We start from the raw sequence: 17,068 nt of genomic DNA on the forward strand, positions 1-17,068 counted from the left end.
TATGTCAGGGCTGAGCGTGGACCTACCGTGACCGGGTGGTTGGTAGGTCCACGCGTAACAGTTACGACTGGTAACGAATCGGGCCCGGTGTCCAGGTGCCCGACCGGGTCTCGGTGGTGACGTTCATCTGCGCGGGAACCGCGTCCGAATCGAGCGGTGTGTACTGCTCGAGCGAACCCCAGTCCCGATCCCAGTCGTTGTCCAGATAGGTGGGCAACGCTCTGGCCGAGAGCAGTTCGCTGGTCCAACCGAGTGGTCCGCCGCCGTAGTGGTCCTGCCAGGCGTTGGTGGACTCTGCGCCGATGCGGTCGGGCAGGATGCGCCACTCGGGGATCTCGGCGACGCCGTACAGATGATCGACCGGACGTTGGCACGGGAAGGCAAGACCGACGGCCCAGTCCATCAGGACCGGATCGGTGGATCCGACGACGTCCTGCAGCGTGCGCATCGTCGGCACTCGCGGCGGTGTGACCGCCAGCCACTGGTCCGCACTGATGTCGGTGTCACTGGCCACCAGACGCACGGTGTCGGCGTCGGCGGGCAGCTGATCCATCGGCACGCGCAGGTTGCGCCACGACGGCGACGGGCCGATGTCGATCGGATCGACTCGTCCCAGCGCATCGACGCTTCCGTCGGCCTGCTTCTTGCCGTACTCGACCTGCAGTACCGCGCCGGGGGTGACGATGCCGTCGGAATTGACGTAGCGAATACGTCCCGCAGCCGCGACGGTGAGGAGCGGTGCGGCGTCGTTGCGCTCGGGTAGTGAGTACCAACCGGTGGTCAGCGACGCGTTCTGGGGTGCTCCGTAGCTGCCGAGCACCGGCGTCTTTGCGGGATCGAGCCCGAACGGGAGCGCGACGTTGCTGCCGTTGACGCCCGCCGTGGACTGCGAGCCGCCGGCAGTTCCGGATCCGGTTCCGGGCGTGGTGGTGGTGCCGGACTGAGATGTGGTCGTGTCGAGGCTGTTTGCACTACCTGCCGTCGAGTCTTCGGCATCGGCCGTGAGATCGCCTGCGACCCCGTCCGGGGAGAATCCGGTCGATTCGCTCGCGCCGAATGCACCGGCGCCGGCGAGATCGGTGGGCCTGTCGACCAATTGCAGAACGCCGGCGTTCGGATCGGACTCGACGAGTACCTCGCCTGCGAGACCGCAGCTGCCACCGAAGACCGATTCGATGTTGGACTTGCCGATCGAATACGCCGGGTACTGCGCGACTGCTCCCTTGAGTAGGGACAGCACCTCGAAGAGCACGACAGCTCCCGCTGCGATGGTCAACGGTGACGGGGCGAGGAGGCGAAGGCGCCTTGTCTTCTCGACGCTGTCCGTCTTCTCGACGCCGTCTTCTGTGCCGTTTCGCTCGCGCGGCTCCATGACGTGGTACCAGGCTGCCAGCAGCAGCGCGAGGATGGTGAGACCGAGGAAGGCCGTCGAGAATCCCTTGCCGGCGATTGACGGTGGCTTGTCCCACCACGGGACGCCGTAACTCGAGACGTACCACCAGCCGTTGGAACTCGTGAACGCCACAGCGAGGATGAACAGGATGCCGGCGGCGAACAGCGCGCGGTTTCGTTTGGAACGCATGCTCGACGCACTCACGCCGACGGCAGCGAGCACGGCCACCGTGGCGGCCAGCCCGGCGTACACGCCGAAGTGGTGAGTCCACTTCGTCGGGGTGAACTGCATCAGGAGCAGCGATGCGAACACGATGCCGAGGATTCGGCGCGACGGTCCGATCGCGGTGCCGGGGACCCGGCCCTTGCGCAAAATCATCATCACGCAGAAGACGAGTCCGACGATCATGACGAACATGCCGAAGCGGCGCGCCAGTGAACCGTCGGGGGAAATGGTCATCAGTGCGTCCCACCGCAACCGTTCCTCGAACCACGGAACGTTCGGTCCGACGGCGGTTCGCACCCTGGTGGATTCGAGAACTGTCGCGAGGGTTTGATCTGCGAAGACGGCGACGAGCACCACGGTTCCGGCCGCGAGGATCGGCATGATCTGGGACAGGAAGCCGACGCGCTTGCCGCGGGCGATCAGGATCTGCAGGATCGGCCGGGCGCCGGCGATCAACGCGCCGATCGCGATCAGCCCCGAAGGCCCGGCGGCCAACGAGAATGCGGCGATCAGCACCGCCATAGCGGCGGGCAACAGACGTCCGGTGGCGATGGCGCGTTCGATGGAGCACCACGTGAGCAGAGCGCCGAGGGCGATGATGGGCTCGGGACGCAGGCCGTTGTTGTACGGCAACCAGAAGGCGAGGAACACGAGCCCGCCGGTCCAGATGGCAACCTTGTTGCGGCGCACCGCAACACCGAGTCGCGGTATCACCTCGCGGCTGATCACCATCCAGCACAGAATGCCGGCGATCAACGCGGGAAGGCGCATCCACATGCTTGCGGTGCTGACCTTCGCGAACAGAGCCAGCACGTCGTAATACCAACCGAAGGGCGCTTCGGGGACGCCGAACCAACGGAAGTAGTTCGCCATGTACCCGGAGTGCTCCGAGACTCTGGCCATGCCGAGCAGGTAGCCGTCGTCGGAAGTGTTGGCGCCGAACACATGCCAGAGCGCCAGCGTGCCGATAACCAGGGCGTCGATGCCGGTGAACTTCCACCACCGTGCCGGTAGGAACCGCCGCGCACGACGGCCGTCGACGCCGTCGATCCGGTGCAGTGCGTACAGCGAGACGATGGTCGAGAGTGCCGCGACGATCATCGCGAACAGTTTGAGAAGTGTGGGGCTGGACGAGAACCGGGAGTCGACGTCCATGTGGGCGGACAGTCCGGCGGGCGCTGCGCCCTGCAGGTCGGTGAAGATGCCGACCACCTGTGGGCGGTAGTCGCCGGTCAAGGTGGCGCCGACGCCGTCGATTCCGGTGACGGCCGCGACGGTCTGCTCGGAGTTGGTCGTGATGGTGAGCGCGGTGCATCCGCTCAGTTGATCGAGCGGGGCCGAGATCAGCACCGAATCGCGGGTGAGTGCTTCGAGGCGGTCGGCCGTGGTGCGGACGGTGAGGCCGCGAGCGTTTCGGTCCGGAGCACCGTTCGGCATGGTCGAGAGCAGTGTGCCGCCGCTGCCGCCCAATTGGCCGAAGGTCGAACACGGGATGCTGATGTCCAGCGATGTGGGCGAGTAGGAGATCAGCGGCGACGAGACGCTGTTGACGGTCCCACCCTGCGGCCAGTCGATGCTCGCGGCTTCCTGCTTGACGGGCAGGAAGGGCGTCGCGAGTGCAAGTAGCAAGCCCAGAAGGCCGGTGACTATCGCGATGAGTCGTGCCGTCCGGACTCTCTGGGAATCCGATTCTCGGGGAGCATCGGGGCCAGTGGGCACGGGTTTCGGGGGCACTACTACTTCAGACGGCACAAGGAACGATGTTAGGCGAGTGCGGGCCCGCACATCCTGAGAGAACTACTCAGGATGCAACTTCCTGTTCGGATTGTGGTGTTTCAAGTGTTCGGGCGATGGTGTCGAGTGAAATACCCAACACTTCCGCGACCGCGCTGATGGTGAAGAAGGCGGGTGTCGCGATGCGTCCGGTTTCGATCTTGCGCAGAGTTTCGACCGAGATCCCGGCGTCGAGCGCTATTTGAACCATGCTTCGGTCCCCCCGCGCAGATCGCAGGAGTTCACCCAGTCGTAGTCCTCGTTCGAGTTCTTCCGCCGTCAGCGGCACGCGCACCATGTGCTTATAGTAATACCGGTATAGTTATTCGACAAGGAAGGTGTTCGAGATGGTCGAAATCAAGACCGCAGGCGAAATCGAGGCGATGGCGGCGGCGGGAAGTATCACGGCGCAGGCTCTGGCTGCGGCGCGTGCGGCGGCGAACGTCGGGGTGACGTTGCTCGAGCTGGACGCCGTTGCCGCGGAGGTTATCTCGGCAGCCGGTGCCTCGGCGCTGTTCTTGAACTACCGGCCGGCAACGGCGCCGACACCGTTCCCCGGCGCCATTTGTGCGAGTGTGAACGATGCTGTGGTGCACGGTATCCCGAATGGGTACCGACTCCGTGACGGTGATCTGGTCAGCATCGACTGCGGTGCGAGACTCGACGGTTGGTGTGGTGATTCCGCCATCAGCTTCACCGTCGGGCAGGGGAGCAGTGAGGATCAGGCACTGATCGACGCGACCGACGAGGCACTTGCCCGTGGCATTGCCGCCGCTCAGCCCGGAAACCGATTGGGCGACATCGGTGCCGCGATCGGACAGTACGCGCGCGGACGCGGGTACGGCATGCTGGCCGATCACGGTGGGCACGGCATCGGCCGCGAGATGCACGAAGGGCCGGACGTGCCCAACGAAGGTCGAGCAGGCAAAGGCTTCCGGCTACGGCCCGGCCTGGTCATCGCGATCGAACCGATGCTCATCGCCGACGGAACCGACGACTACCGGCACGACGCCGACGGGTGGACCCTCCGTACCGTTTCGGGCGCCAGGGCTGCGCACAGTGAGCACACGGTCGCGATCACCGAAGACGGTCCGGTGATCATGACCCGCTGATCAACCCTGCAGTTGGCTAGCTCTGGTTCGAGGTCTTGCCGCTCACGAGGTCTCGTACGTCCCACACCCACACGTCGTCGACGCGCTTGGCGTCGAAGCCGACCAGCTCGTCGACCGTGTGGCGCAGGGCGTCGTCGCCGGAGAATCGGGGAAGCACCAGGACGTCGGCGTGCCAGTACCGCAGGTCGGTCAGCGCGTTGGCTCTGGTGCCCACGTCGATCAACGGAACCTTGCCGGTTTGTTTGGCATTGACCAGCAGGGTCGAGGTGGGCCGGGACTCGGCGCCGTAGATTCCGGCGCGGGTCTTCGAATCCGGGCCGACGAAGTACCCGCCGGCGATGGGGAAGCCGAAGTCGGCGTCGACCTGCCAGCTCAGTGCGCGGGCGTCTTCGGCGCTCGCGACGGGGACCGTCACCAAGGTGCCGTCGCTGACGTAGTTCTCCCACGAGCCGCTGGTGATGAATTCTGGGGTCGCAGATCGCTGATCGGCGTCGATGGGCGTCGGGATGAGGGGAATCATCGCGACGGCGAGCGCCACCAGCCAGACACCGGCTGCCGTGCGGCGCGGTCCACGAAGTTCGACGAAAGCGCGGTAGGTGCCGAGGGTGAGCAGCAGTCCGATCGCCGGAATCGCGCCCATGGCGAATCGGGATTCGAGCACCGATTCGAACAACGGCAAGTCGGCGAGGAGTTTCCACGGCAGGGTGATGCCGGTCTTGTCACCGTCGATGGTCAGTTCTGACCCGAGTGAGAGCACACCCATGACCACGATCACGGCGGCCGCAGCGCGGGTCAGGCGGATGCGCCACAACCACACCGTTGCACCGAGAAGCAGGAGCACCAACGGCCAGCCGAAGTACGCGTTCTCCTCGGTCGGGTTCATCCGGAACTCCGCGCCCTCGGGATCGCCCGCGACCGATTCGGTCGGGAACGTGGTGAGTGCAGCGGTGTCGTTGCCGGCCTGACCGTGTGAGACGCCGTCGTAGCTCGCCGGGCCGAAGAACTGCGACCACAGCGGCACCGCGGTGATCAGGAGTGTGACTGCGCCGCCGATCACGAGGCCGGGCATCGCGCGCTTGATCGCCTGGCGGGATTTGGCCAGGTCGGGCAGGGCGTAGGCGGCGCCGAACACCATGGCTGACATCGTGAAGATGAGGAGTGGCTCTTCGCCGAGGAAGATCTGCCACGCGACGAGTAGGCCGAGAACGATTCCGTCGCGAACCGGGCGTTTGCCGTTCGAGATGCGTACTACCTGCAAGAAGATGAAGGGGAGTACGAAGAAAGCGACGAAGTTCGGATGACCGTTGGCGTGCGAGATCATGGCGGGCGCGAATCCGCAGAACCCCGCGCCGACGGCGGCGGCGATCTTGGAGCGGACGGAGACACCGGTCAGTACGTGCCGCGAGAATGCCCAGTACCAAGCGATGGCAGTGCCGCCGAGGCCGGCGGTCAGCCCGATCGCATACGTGGCCGTCGGTCCGAAGAACAGCGTGATCGGGGCCAGCGGGATGCTGATGCCGAACATCGCGGTGTTGGCCATCAGGTTCACACCGAGCGGGTAATTCTGCAGGTCACTGAACAGCGGGCTGCGGAACTGGGCGAGCGCGTGGGCGGTGTCGGCGAAGAACCATTCCCACATCGCCTGATCGCGTCCTGCGTTGAAGAGGTAGCCGGACTGAAGATCGCTCCACAGGTTCGACATCACGTAGATCGCCGCAACGGTGAACGTCGCCATGATCGCGAGGTCCACAAGACGCCCACGCTGGACGACCGAGCGCCGCACTGCTGAACCGACTCGCCCTGGACGTGCTTCTTCGAGCAGTTGGACGTCGGGCAAGGTCTCGGTCATGCAGTCGGTGCCTTTCGGTTCTGGCGCCCATCCCTGAAGTCGCAGTTCTCAGAAGTTCGGGGTGGCCTATTTAGGTCTCGATTCGATAACTTCCACTGTCAGAGTAACGAACAAAACGGTTCGCGTCTGCGAGCGGGCGCAGTCAGCGGGACAAACCGGTCCGCCCGACTTGTCCGGAAAGTAATGTTTTCGTGCATCGTTTGACGGGTTCGTGACCGGGGTATCGCAACAAGGATCTTGCTCGCGTTTGTTCAGGCAGCCCCGACGAATCCCATCCTCGACGAAGAGTTGGAACCTACGTCCGGGGCCTATACCGGATGGGATGGTGCTTGTGCATGTCGAAGACAGCAGTTCGCAGTAGCGCAGTGGGAGCAGTGGCCCTGTTGGCCGTTGTCCTGGGGGGTGGGACGGCGTCGGCAGGCGTCGACAACACCAGTTCGATCACCGACGTCAAAGGAAATCGGATAGAGGTCTATCAGGCTGATACCGCTATCCACGTCTTTCCACCTCTCGACAGCTCACCGCTGAGCGTCGAGTTCTTCCACGACGGGGTTGCCGGCGTGAAGATCGACGGGCCGGACGCAGCAAGTTTCACCGGCACGAAGCTGACGATCGGTTATCAGATCGGCTATCCGATCGCGTTGACCGGCGCGACGGTCGTTCTCAACAGCCCCGGTCTCGACTGGGCGATCGACAATGGCACCGACATCGGCATCGGACTCATTCCGGACCCCACGCTGGGCGTCGACTTCTCGAATCACGTCATCCTCGGCGGCGACATCATTCCGTCACAGGAACTTGACGTCGATCTGGCGCCGGGCGGTATCACCGACGTCGCGCTGCTCGAAGATCAGGAATTCGACGGTCCCGAAGCGGCCGTTCGGCTTTCCGGAGTTCACGGGTACGTACAGGGAGCAATCGGGCCGGTGACCATCAGGCCGTACGCGAAGGCTGTCACCTCGAATGGCGATACCGTAGTCACTTACGGTGTGCCGCAACGGTTGTAGCGCAGTACCGGCGCTCCCGCCGTCACGCTGCAACAGCGTGGTGGTGGGAGCGTTCCGCGCTGTGAGTGGTTGACGCGGTGCCACGAATAGGCTCCGCGTCCGCCCAATGAGCGCTGCGGGAAACACTCACGAGCTTCGCGGCCAGTCGTGCCACGATCCACACGAGGTACACGGCGGTGATCAGAAGCAGGAGTGCCCAGTCGTGCGCGAAGAATCCGACTATCCCGCCGATCGTGAACGCGAGGGCGACAAAGACGACGCGCCCGCCCACGTCGGTCTCGACCAGATACTCGGGTTCGACCGGGTCGTCGGGTTCGCTCGATTCATCGACGTCCCCAGCCGATTCGGCTCTGGACTTCTCGTGGTGTTCGGTCGGGATCTCGAGCAGTTCGCCCCATTCGAGCACCGCAACGGTGTGCGCGGTGTCGGTCGGGATCGCGCGGTAGTCGCGAGACTCGGACACGTCGATGAGAGCCCTTGCCAGAGTGAGGACTTCGATGCGGTTGCGAATCGCGACACTCAACACTTCGTGAAAGGCCTGCTCGCGCCCGAACGGTTTGCCACGTGCAATGACCAGAACATGCTCTGCGGAATCGAGAACTGCACGATGCGGTACAAGCTCGCGGCTTTGCGCAACGAGTTCGCTCACTGTCATCACCTACCCCGCCGGTGGTTGATGCGGCCGTTTGCTCGACTGCGCTTGGAGGGGCTGAGTACCCCGGCAGTTTCGGAAACAAACTCGCCGGGTGGCGTGTCAGATTTGCGCAGCCGGGGCCGAGAGTGCTCCGAGACAACTTTCGATCAGGTCGGCCACGATGACGTGAGCACGTTCTCGGCTGTCGACGCGGCCCTCCCAGGTGGCAAAAGTGACGACGGCGAGCACGGTCAGAGTTCCCGCCCGAAGCTCGGCGATTTCTGCCGGCAACGAGGACGCAGCGACGATCCGTCGCTGGACTTCGCGGAAGCTCTCGGCCTGCATGTGATCGCGGATGGTCGACGACATGGCCGGGTCGAAGATCGACTGCACCAGGAACCGTGCGTACAAAGTGCCCTCACGGTAGATGGTCTGTTCCGCCAACGGCAGGACCAGAGCCTCGACGAGAGCACGCATCGTGGGCGGATCCGACTCCAGATCCAATGCATCGAGCAAGTCACGCCGACGGTCACCGGCAGGTCGCATTCTGGACTCGACGACCGCCGCCAGCAAACCCTCGCGTGAACCGAAGTGATACTGCGCAGCCGACTTGTTGGCCTGCCCGGCTTCGGTCTGAACATCTCGAAGCGTCAGAGCGGCCAGACCTCGTTCGGCAACCAGACGCTCGGCTGCATCGATCATTGCCGCTCGGGCATCGGTTCGGGTCACGGTATGAAGTTAGGGGTGCGCCGGGGTCGCGTCAACGACCCCGGCGGTAAGCCTTTTGTGACGTATCTCCTGGTTAGATCGCGTCAGAGCGGGTAACGACCACAAACGGGCCCTGCTCTGTGACGGTGAATCGCGGATCGTCGAACAGTTCCTTGGGGAACGTGACCGTGTAGCGGCGGACGTTCGGGTCGTTGGGATAGACGTCCTCGGCCAACCGCAGTGTGTATCCGTCGGCGCCCTGGCGGAAGACGAAGGCGTCGGGGCTGCGCCACGGCGCCGAGTCCAGTGCAGCTATCAGTTCGTCAGGGGTCTTCAGTTCCGACCACTGCTCGATCAGCGCGGCGCGGGCGCGGAAGTCGGCGAGCGGGTTCGCGTAGTGCGACGTCAATCCTTGGAAGCCGAAGTACGGGTAAAAGCTCAGGAAGCCGATGTCGGCAGTGAGCACCACTGTGTCGTGGGGATCGCGTCCCAACTGCTCACGGATGATCCGGTCGATGTCGGCGTAATTGGCTTCGGCCCCGGGTGGCCTCTTGTCGCCGCGCTCACCGTTGCCGTCGGTATCGCTGTATGCCACAGCGATATCCGGTGCCAGCACCTGCGGGATGTTCTGCGCGAAGGCGATGGCTCCGATGACACCGAGTGCAACGAGTACCGCTTTGACGCGGGGATTTTCGCTGGTGGCCAGGACGATCCAGCCGGCGAACTCGAAGAAACCGAACACACCGGCGGCGGCAAGCAGTCCGATCAGCACTGGCTCCAGCCGGAATCCGAGGAGCGTGCTGCCGGCAACGGTGAACGTCATGGACAGCAGCGCCCACAGATAGACGGCAATGACACCGATACCGAGTGCTCGGGCGCGGCGGGAGAACAGGAACCGCGAAATCAGCCAGACCGTGCCGAGTAGGCACAGGCCGCCGACGAGCGAGAAACTCAGCATCGGGAAGGGCAGCACCGCACCGGAATCGGGGAGGTAATGCATTGCCGTGCCGGATTCTGCGGTGGCACCGGAGAGTGCCTTCAACAGGTACGGAGTCCAGACGGTCAGAGCGACCAGTCCGGAGATCACGGCGATGACAGCGAGCCTGACGAGGGGGCCAAGCGCGGCTTTCCACGTGTTCTGGGCGCGTGCGGCAAGTACTGCGGCAACGACGGCCATCAGAGTCACGGCGAATGCGGCGAATCCGAGGTACAGCGTGTAGACGGTTGCGGCGAAACCGAGGAACAGGCCCGTTCCGAGAATTGCGCCGGCTCCGGCAAATCGAGAGGCACCCGGGCGATCGAGAGCCCCCCACGCCAGGATCAGCACCGGCGGGATCAGGAGGTTGATGACGGCGCCGTACGCCTCGGGAGAGTTGTACGCCAACACGACGGCAGTGACGGCCAGTGCTGCGACGACGGCCCAATCGCGTCGAATCAGCTTGGTCCACAACACGAGTGCGACGACGGCGACGACTGCCAGGGAACCGATCGCATAAGGCTTGAAGGCTTCCCAGCCGTCCATGCCCAGTAGGTTCGCGACGCGTCCACCGATCCAGAACCAGCCGGCCGGGTAGAACGGCGGCAGATCCACGTACGTCATGTCCTGCAGCGCAGCAGAATCCGTCAACCGGGTCAGGTATTCGGTGCGAAACTGCTGATCGACGGAGACGCCGTGCAGATACAGACTTGTCGCCGCGAGGGGAAGACCGAGCGTCGTGGTGACGAAGCCGGAGAGCCCTGCCCACGAGAGGAGCTTCGCGACCCGCTCGGCTTTGCGGGCGCGGAACATCAGAACCGCGATACCGATCACCGCGATGCAGAGCACCTGCAGGACCGTCGTGACCGCCTGCGTGACGTTGGACGATGTGAACGCCGGCCACTGCACTCGGCCGAAAGCAAAGAGCCCGACAGCGGCTACAACAGCGGCGACCAGCGCTCCGAGGACCATTTCCACCACCGTCGCCGTGGCATTACGCCACGGCGACGGGGTCGAAAGGTCTGTACTCGGAGCAGTTGTTGTTTCTGGCACGGGAGGAGCTTAAACCGGCAACTTCCGGAAGATCGGGCGCGGCACGTGGCGAAGACCCATCATGACGAAGCGCCACGGGCCGGGAGTCCAGACGATTTCCTTGCCCTTGTCCGAGGCGGCAACAGCGAGCTTCGCGACGATGTCCTTGTTGACCGTCAGCGGAGCTTCCTTGACGTGGGCGCTGAACTGGGTGCGCACCATGCCGGGGCGAACGACGGTTACCTGCGGTCCGAATTCCGCGAGAGCCTCGCCGAGTCCGAGGTAGAAGCCGTCCAGGCCCGCCTTGGTGGAGCCGTAGACGAAGTTGGCACGCTTGACGCGCTCGCCGGCAACCGACGACATCGCGATGATCTTGCCGAAGCCCTGAGCCTTCATCTTCTCGCCGAGAAGAACGCCGACCGAGACGGACGCGGTGTAGTTGACGTTTGCCACCAGAACGGCCTTGCGCTGGTTCTGCCACAGCTCTTCGGAGTCACCGTCCAGTGCGAAGGCGACGATGGCGACGTCGACGTCCCCGTTGGAGAACGCCTGGTCGATGACCTTCGGGTGCGATTCGAAATCAACGGCGTCGAAGTCGATGAGCTCCACCGAGGTGGCGCCCTTCGCTTCGAGCTGCTTGACCGCAGCTTCGCGTCCCGGGTCGCCGGGAAGAGCCGCCAGAATGACGCGGAGCGGCGCCTTCTTCAGGTATTCCTCACAGATGGCGAGGCCGATCTCGGAGGTTCCACCGAGAAGCAAAACGGTTTGCGGGTTACCTACAGCGTTGATCACAGTTCCAGCCTTCTGGACATATCGGAGGCGAAAACGCCTGTGGGGTCGTACTTGCGGCGCGTCGCGATCCACTCGTCGATGCGCGGGTACATGGCGTGGAAGGTTTCCGCGGACGTTCGCGAATCCTTGGCCGTGTAGAGGCGTCCACCGAATTCGAGGACACGCTTGTCGAGTTCGGTGACGAACTCGTTCAGGCCCGGCTTGATACGGAAGTCGACGCAGATGTTCCAGCCCGGGATCGGGAAGCTCAGCGGCGCCTGGTTGCCCTCGCCGAACAGCTTGAACACGTTGAGGAACGAGTAGTGCCCGCTGCGCTGGATGTCGACGATGATCTTCTTGAACTCGTCGACGGCCTCGGGCGGAACCACGAACTGGTACTGCAGGAATCCGTTGGATCCGTACGCGCGGTTCCACTCACCGAACATGTCGAGGGGGTGGTAGAACTGCGTCAGATTCTGGACCTTGCCGCGATACTTGCCGGACTTGCGGAACCAGACCTCACCGATCGCGGTGAAGTTGAACTTGTTGGCCAGCCCGTTCGGGAAGACGTCGGGGAACGTCAGCAACTGCGGTGCATCGAATGCGAGCGGGTTCTTCTGCAGCTTGGCCGGAAGCTGATCGAGCTTCGCCAACGATCCGCGCGAGACTGCCGCACGACCGAGCTTCGGGGGCGCGGAAATCGCGTCGAACCAGGCGCTCGAGTACTCGTAGTTGGCCTCGCTGCCGTCGCTGTGCAGCGCGATGGTCTCGTCGAGGCTGTTGGTGACGTCGCCGTCGGCAATGAAGTACGCCGTCTCGGTCGGTGTCATCTTGATGGTGGCGCGCAGGATGATGCCCGTCAGGCCCATGCCGCCGATCGTGGCCCAGAACAGCGCGGCCTTGGGATCGTTGCGCCCGCCCTTGGGGGTGAGAGTGCGAACCTTGCCGTCGGCCGTCAGCAGATCCAACGACACGACGTGGTTGCCGAAGCTGCCCGCGCTGTGGTGGTTCTTGCCGTGGATATCCGAGCCGATGGCGCCGCCGATCGTGACCTGGCGAGTACCCGGCAGGACCGGAACCCACAGGCCGAACGGCAGAGCAGCCTTCATCAGCTGGTCCAGATTCACGCCGGCGTCGACGTCCACCAGAGCGGTGTCGCGATCGATGCGATGAATGCGGCTGAGTGCATTCATGTCGACGACCAGCCCGCCGGCGTTCTGCGCCGGGTCGCCGTACGAGCGGCCGAGGCCGCGCGCGATGACGCCGCGTCGCAGATGCGAGGGCTTGGAATCGTTCTGTTCCGCAACCTGGGCGACCGCGTTCGCGATCACTTCCACGTCGGGGGTGGACAGCACCTGTGCGGTGGTGGCGGCGGTGCGTCCCCAACCGGTGAGGGTGCGGGCTTGGGTGTGGAGAGCCGGCTTCGGCGTCTCTTCTGCTGTCGTGGACATCAAGGTAGAGGTTACCTGGGAGTAGTGCCGACGGCTCCGACTCGAGTGGTTACTCTCGTCGTCGTGCCCGAAACACCTGCAAGTCACCAGCACGAACCCCACGTCCCGCTGCCCGTCGAGATTCCGGTCACGACGGACATCGCCGACGACGCGTTGGACCTGAAAACGCAGATCGTCCGGTTCGTCGCGACGGGTGGGTTGTCGGCGGTCGTGGACTACGGGCTGTACGCATTCCTGTTCAAGGTCGTCGGCCTCGATCTGAGCGTGGCCAAGTCGATCAGCTTTATTGCCGGCACTACGACGGCGTATCTGATCAACCGGCGGTGGACGTTCAAGGCCGAGCCTTCTCGCGCCCGCTTCATCGCTGTCGTCGCGTTGTATGCGATCACTTTTGCGGTTCAGGTCGGGCTCAACGCGCTGATGGTGCATGTGCTCGCCGACGAGTGGTGGCGCATGCCGCTGGCCTTCGTCATCGCGCAGGGCACCGCGACGGTCATCAACTTCATCGTTCAGCGGGCAGTGATCTTCAAGATCAAGTAACGGTTCGGGGTGGATTAGCGCATTCGTCCGGTTTCGTGGGAGAGAATCGAGCCCATGATCATCGTTCTCGATTCTTCGGCCCTGACCAGGGGCGCACGGTTCGACGCCGCCATCGCCGACGCTCGCGCACTCGGACACCGCGTCGTCGTGCCGCGATTGGTCGTTCTCGAAGTTGCGAGTCGCTATCGCGAGGAATCGGCGGAGATGATCGCGGCCCTGAGCGTCCAGGCGCGCATGTACGACCGACTGGGATTGCGGCGCGACCTCACCAGATTCGTCGACGCAGCTCACGACAAGGCCGACGGCTATGTCGACGACGTGATCGAAGACCTCGTGGCGATCGGCGTCGAAGTGGTCGATCCAGTCGACGTGTCGCATCTCGAGGTGGCCGAGAGGGCGATCTCGCTGCGTCGGCCCTACACCGACAAGAAGAAACGTGACGGATATCCGGCGACCCTGAACTGGCTGACCGTGCTCGATCTTGCCGACCGGAACCCGGGCGTCGACGTGATCTGGGTCAGCTCCGACGCACGGGCGTACGGCGACGGCGAAGACGGGGTCTGGCACGCGGATCTCGCGCGTGAACTGGCGGCGCGCGGCCTCGAGTATCGGGTCCGGTGGGCGTCGGACATCCCGCTGATCGACGGACCGGTGCAGGTGGAGCAGGTGGCTGAGGTCGCACCCGAGGCCCCGGTTGCTCAGGGCTTCGTGGAGCCGGAAGCGGTCGTTCCGGCAGAGATTCCCGAACCCGTGGCCCCCGTGGTTCCCGCAGCGCCCGTCGTTCCGGAGGCACCGGCATCAGCTCCCGCGCCCAAGCCCGTACAGCGCGCAGCGCGGACGAGAGTTGCGCCGCAGCGCATCGAACCCGCCCCGAAAGCTCAGTCCGGTGGACTGCGCGGTCTGGGCAAGGTCATCGGCGGGCGGAAACGAAAGGTCACGATCGTCGACGATCTCGACGAAGTCGACCTCTTCGGTGCCTGATCGCTTCTAATCTGGACAGATGTCTCTGTTGCCGACTGTCAGTCGTAGGACCGGAACTCGATACGGCAGGCCGAGTATCGAATCGCAGGTCCTCTACAACGCGTGTCGATGGATGCTTCGGCCAGTGGTCGGGATCGCTCCGCTGACGCCTGGCGCCATGCGCCGCGCCGCAGTGCTGGACTCGGCCGCGGGTGTACGCATTCCCTCCGGGATCGATCGGGAAGCGATTCGTTTTCCAGGTTTCGACGGTGAGCTCGTGCGGACGGCAGGCTCGACGGCTGATCTGCGCGACGGTGTAGTTCTCTACCTGCACGGCGGCGGGTTCATGTGTTGCGGGCTCAACACGCATCGACCGGTGGTTGCCGGCCTCGCCAAGCGAACCGGCCTTCCGGTCCTGCACGTCGCGTATCGGCAGTTGCCGAGCACGAGCATCAGTGGGTCCGTCGACGACTGTCTGGGTGCATACCGGTGGCTCCTCGAACAGGGAGTACTGCCGGAAAAGGTTGTCTTCGTTGGTGATTCGGCCGGAGGTTTCCTGGTTTTCGCGACGGCGCTTGCAGCTGTTGCCGCCGGAATCGAGGTTCCCGCCGGGCTGGTCGGACTCTCGCCGCTCCTCGATCTCGATTGCACCACCAAATCGGTTCACGCCAACGCTCGACGCGACGTCATCGCCCCGGTGTCGGCATTGATAGCGATCGGAAAGCTTGGCGGACAGACGAACTCACCTGTCGACGGCGATCTGGCCGCGCTGCCACCGTCGTTGCTGATCGCCGCCGAATCCGAGGTTCTCAGAGTTGATTCGGAGGTGATGGCGCAGCGGCTCGCCGCCGCGGGGGTGCCGTGCTCGCTGCAGATCTGGAACGGTCAGGTTCACGCGTTTCCCGCCGTGTGGCCTGGCTTGCCGGAGAGCCGGGCCGCGTTACGCGACGTTGCCAGGTTCATTCGAACCAGGCTCGATGCGGTCCCACCCCAGGCCGCGGGCGAAAGTTGTTCGGGAAGTTGAACTTCCGTTTCACCTATGGATTATCGTGTGCTCGGGCATAGATCGATTCGAGTTCGGTTACCGCTGAACGTCGATCGACGTTGTCGGGATCGAGGCGGTGTTGGAGGTTGATTCCGAGAGTGCTGGCCAGAAGGGTGACGGCAACCAACTCCGGATTGGCGACCGGTGTGTCGATCGAACGCAGGTAGTCCGCGTACAGCGTTCGCATTGCGACGTACTGCTCTGCGTAGGTCTCGCGGATGGTGGACCCGGGAATCACGGCTTCGATCAGGATGGTCGAGAAAATTCGTGCCTCGGGGTACGACATCAACACGAAGTTGGCTTCGATCAATGCTTCGATTCCGGTCGCCGAGGATGATGCCAACTCTGCGCGCAACTTCTCCATGCCCCACCGGAATGCGTCTTCGACGACGGCTCGTAGAAGCCCGTCTTTCGATCCGAAGTGCCAGGCCACAGACCCTCGGCTGATGCCGGATCTTTCCGCCACGGCTTGTACGGACATGGCGGCCGACCCGCCTTCCGCAGCCAGTTCGGCCGCGGCCTTCACCAGTCGCCGTCTGGTTTCCTCGGAAATCTCCTGCTTGCGTGTCGACGCCATTCGGTGTTCCTGCCTTCTTTCGTTCTCGAGTGCAGCCAATTCCGGCACGCGGTGACGTCGACGTGCCCGTCGGGGCCGAGACCTGCGCACCGGCACTCATGCTACGAGGCCGGCCATCGGACGGCCGTATTCCTCTCTCGATACCCTCTTGCCTATGTTGATCGTCCAGTTCTATGCTGAGCGTCCAATAACTTAACGGAAATGGGCGGACATGGAACTCATCGATCTGACTAGAACTCTCGATCCGGCCGATCGGGAACTGCTCCCCGAGGGTTTGAAGGCACTGGCTTCCGTCGTTGCCCCCTCGGTGGCCTACTCGCACCCCGCAGGTGCCGGACGCGACGAGTTCGCGGCAGCACTGCAGTGCGGAGTTCATGATCTTCCGGACGGTGAGGGGTGGGGATCGGAGATGTTGAGTGAGTTCAACAGCCATCTGGGCACACACGTCGACGCGCCGTTGCACTACGGATCAACCTCAGAGGGTAAGCCTTCTCGCACGATCACAGACATCGCGTTGGATGAATTATTCTGCGAGACAGTGGTGCTCGACCTGCGCGGCCGGTGCGAGGCGAATCAGCCGATCTCGGTGGACGCGCTGAAAGCTGCCCTGGCGGCAAACGGTGCGTCCGTTCCCCAGGGTGGTGCCGTGTTGCTCCGTACCGGACAAGAGAGCTTCACCTTGGCCGATCCAGGGTTCTTTCAGTATCCAGGGATGAGTCGCGAAGGCACGCTGTTTCTCGCCGAGCAAGGCGCGAAGGTGCTGGGCACTGACGCTGCCGGCTGGGACTTGAGCTTTGCAGTCATGGCGCAGAAATTTCGCGACACCGGCGACAACTCGGTTCTCTGGGACGGGCACCGGGCCGGACGCGAACGTGAAGTATTCATCGTTCAGCAGCTGTCGAACCTCGCCGCGCTTCCGCCCTCGGGATTTCACGTGGCGTTTTTCCCGATCAAGCTTGCGCGAGCCAGCGCTGCCCCGGCTCGTGTGGTCGCGTTCGTCTGAGCAGCATTCCCG

Annotated in this window: 15 protein-coding genes; 6 read left to right on the top strand and 9 right to left on the bottom strand. The window is 63.9% G+C overall.

The features are described from left to right. Positions 1 to 61: 61 nt before the first annotated feature. Together I7X09_RS14265 and I7X09_RS14270 are read right to left on the bottom strand one after the other, a co-directional pair. Positions 62 to 3,337 carry an arabinosyltransferase domain-containing protein gene (locus I7X09_RS14265; RefSeq protein ID WP_200317832.1) on the bottom strand — a complete coding sequence of 1,092 codons (3,276 nt, stop codon included), beginning with the start codon at positions 3,335 to 3,337 and terminating at the stop codon, positions 62 to 64. Between the two features lie 82 nt (positions 3,338 to 3,419). Then, positions 3,420 to 3,689 (bottom strand): helix-turn-helix domain-containing protein, encoded by a 270-nt coding sequence (locus tag I7X09_RS14270; RefSeq protein ID WP_200317419.1) that lies wholly within the window; start codon positions 3,687 to 3,689, stop codon positions 3,420 to 3,422. A 49-nt stretch (positions 3,690 to 3,738) separates the two neighbouring features. On the opposite strand from I7X09_RS14270, the gene map reads away from it, so the two are divergent. Further along, complete coding sequence (gene map, locus I7X09_RS14275; RefSeq protein ID WP_200317421.1) at positions 3,739 to 4,503, top strand: type I methionyl aminopeptidase; 765 nt, start codon at positions 3,739 to 3,741, stop codon at positions 4,501 to 4,503. A gap of 16 nt (positions 4,504 to 4,519) precedes the next feature. Here the strand turns inward: map and I7X09_RS14280 are convergent, their stop codons facing one another. After that, positions 4,520 to 6,352, bottom strand: a complete 1,833-nt coding sequence (locus I7X09_RS14280; protein ID WP_200317423.1) for a glycosyl transferase — start codon at positions 6,350 to 6,352, stop codon at positions 4,520 to 4,522. A gap of 335 nt (positions 6,353 to 6,687) precedes the next feature. Between I7X09_RS14280 and I7X09_RS14285 the strand changes: the two genes are divergently transcribed. Then, positions 6,688 to 7,359 (top strand): MspA family porin, encoded by a 672-nt coding sequence (locus I7X09_RS14285; RefSeq protein ID WP_234036917.1) that lies wholly within the window; start codon positions 6,688 to 6,690, stop codon positions 7,357 to 7,359. A gap of 22 nt (positions 7,360 to 7,381) precedes the next feature. On the opposite strand, the gene I7X09_RS14290 is transcribed toward I7X09_RS14285, so the two are convergent. From I7X09_RS14290 to I7X09_RS14310, 5 genes are all read right to left on the bottom strand, one after another. Further along, complete coding sequence (locus I7X09_RS14290; RefSeq protein WP_234036918.1) at positions 7,382 to 8,014, bottom strand: hypothetical protein; 633 nt, start codon at positions 8,012 to 8,014, stop codon at positions 7,382 to 7,384. A 99-nt stretch (positions 8,015 to 8,113) separates the two neighbouring features. Next, positions 8,114 to 8,722, bottom strand: a complete 609-nt coding sequence (locus I7X09_RS14295; protein ID WP_124566834.1) for a TetR/AcrR family transcriptional regulator — start codon at positions 8,720 to 8,722, stop codon at positions 8,114 to 8,116. Between the two features lie 73 nt (positions 8,723 to 8,795). Continuing rightward, the gene (locus I7X09_RS14300) at positions 8,796 to 10,649 is read right to left on the bottom strand and encodes a galactan 5-O-arabinofuranosyltransferase (RefSeq protein ID WP_095969682.1); all 1,854 of its coding nucleotides are present in this window, start codon (positions 10,647 to 10,649) and stop codon (positions 8,796 to 8,798) included. 90 nt (positions 10,650 to 10,739) lie between these two features. Beyond that, positions 10,740 to 11,501, bottom strand: coding sequence for a decaprenylphospho-beta-D-erythro-pentofuranosid-2-ulose 2-reductase (locus I7X09_RS14305; RefSeq protein ID WP_019746424.1), 762 nt, complete (start codon positions 11,499 to 11,501; stop codon positions 10,740 to 10,742). After that, positions 11,498 to 12,931, bottom strand: coding sequence for an FAD-binding oxidoreductase (locus I7X09_RS14310; protein WP_124566833.1), 1,434 nt, complete (start codon positions 12,929 to 12,931; stop codon positions 11,498 to 11,500). The genes I7X09_RS14305 and I7X09_RS14310 overlap by 4 nt, the downstream gene beginning before the upstream one ends. 63 nt (positions 12,932 to 12,994) lie before the next feature. Here I7X09_RS14310 and I7X09_RS14315 point away from each other — a divergent pair, with 63 nt between their 5' ends. The 3 genes from I7X09_RS14315 to I7X09_RS14325 are packed head-to-tail and all read left to right on the top strand — an operon-like array spanning position 12,995 to position 15,455. Next, complete coding sequence (locus I7X09_RS14315) at positions 12,995 to 13,471, top strand: GtrA family protein (RefSeq protein ID WP_200317428.1); 477 nt, start codon at positions 12,995 to 12,997, stop codon at positions 13,469 to 13,471. A 54-nt stretch (positions 13,472 to 13,525) separates the two neighbouring features. Beyond that, positions 13,526 to 14,452, top strand: coding sequence for a PIN domain-containing protein (locus tag I7X09_RS14320; RefSeq protein WP_200317429.1), 927 nt, complete (start codon positions 13,526 to 13,528; stop codon positions 14,450 to 14,452). 19 nt (positions 14,453 to 14,471) lie between these two features. Next, the gene (locus tag I7X09_RS14325; RefSeq protein ID WP_095969501.1) at positions 14,472 to 15,455 is read left to right on the top strand and encodes an alpha/beta hydrolase; all 984 of its coding nucleotides are present in this window, start codon (positions 14,472 to 14,474) and stop codon (positions 15,453 to 15,455) included. A gap of 13 nt (positions 15,456 to 15,468) precedes the next feature. On the opposite strand, the gene I7X09_RS14330 is transcribed toward I7X09_RS14325, so the two are convergent. Continuing rightward, the gene (locus I7X09_RS14330) at positions 15,469 to 16,053 is read right to left on the bottom strand and encodes a TetR/AcrR family transcriptional regulator (RefSeq protein ID WP_200317430.1); all 585 of its coding nucleotides are present in this window, start codon (positions 16,051 to 16,053) and stop codon (positions 15,469 to 15,471) included. A gap of 211 nt (positions 16,054 to 16,264) precedes the next feature. Here I7X09_RS14330 and I7X09_RS14335 point away from each other — a divergent pair, with 211 nt between their 5' ends. Further along, positions 16,265 to 17,056: a cyclase family protein gene (locus I7X09_RS14335; RefSeq protein WP_200317431.1), complete on the top strand. Its 792-nt coding sequence runs from the start codon at positions 16,265 to 16,267 to the stop codon at positions 17,054 to 17,056. Positions 17,057 to 17,068 lie beyond the last annotated feature (12 nt).

This window comes from Rhodococcus sp. P-2 (assembly GCF_016598535.1).
GTDB classification, from domain to species: Bacteria; Actinomycetota; Actinomycetes; order Mycobacteriales; family Mycobacteriaceae; genus Rhodococcus_F; species Rhodococcus_F baikonurensis.